This is a genomic window from Scandinavium sp. UTDF21-P1B (assembly GCF_040750395.1).
Taxonomy (GTDB): Bacteria; Pseudomonadota; Gammaproteobacteria; order Enterobacterales; family Enterobacteriaceae; genus Scandinavium.
Genome location: NZ_JBFLVD010000033.1, coordinates 1 through 695, shown reverse-complemented (window position 1 = coordinate 695; position 695 = coordinate 1). Strand labels below are relative to the sequence as shown.

General features: G+C 51.5%; 1 protein-coding gene. It reads right to left on the bottom strand.

All coding sequences use genetic code 11. The features are described 5' to 3' along the window. Nucleotides 1–643 (bottom strand): IS6 family transposase (locus AB1287_RS20600; RefSeq protein ID WP_435618911.1); only part of this gene is annotated, 643 nt, incomplete at its 3' end. Nucleotides 644–695 lie beyond the last annotated feature (52 nt).

Below are 695 nucleotides of genomic sequence, written 5' to 3'. Positions count from 1 at the left end.
CTGAAGCCTGGCCTTTGCGCAGTGCTCGCATCACCTCAATACCTTTGATTGTGGCGTAAGCGGTCTTCATGGATTTAAATCCCAGCGTGGCGCCGATTATCCTTTTCAGCTTGCCATGATCGCATTCAATGACGTTATTCCGGTATTTAATCTGTCGGTGCTCAACATCAGGCGGACATCGTCCTTCGCGTTTAAGCAGAACGAGCGCACGGCCATAGGTGGGTGCTTTATCCGTGTTGATAAACCGCGGGATCTGCCACGTCTTCACGTTGTTGAGGATTTTACCCAGGAACCGGTATGAGGCTTTGCTGTTACGACGTGGGGAGAGATAAAAATCGACGGTGCGCCCCCTGTTGTCGACGGCACGATAAAGATAAGCCCACCGGCCATTCACTTTTACGTACGTTTCGTCAATGTGCCATGGGTTCAGGTCGGAAGGATTACGCCAGTACCAGCGCAGTCGTTTTTCCATTTCAGGCGCATAACGCTGAACCCAGCGGTAAATCGTGGAGTGATCAACGTTGACACCGCGTTCGGCCAGCATCTCCTGCAGTTCACGATAGCTGATGCCGTATTTACAGTACCAGCGTACCGCCCACAGGATGATGTCACGCTGAAAGTGGCGGCCTTTGAAGGGGTTCATGTGCTGCTCCGTCAGCAAAAGAAGATGATGAGTTTATCACCTCCAGATTTTT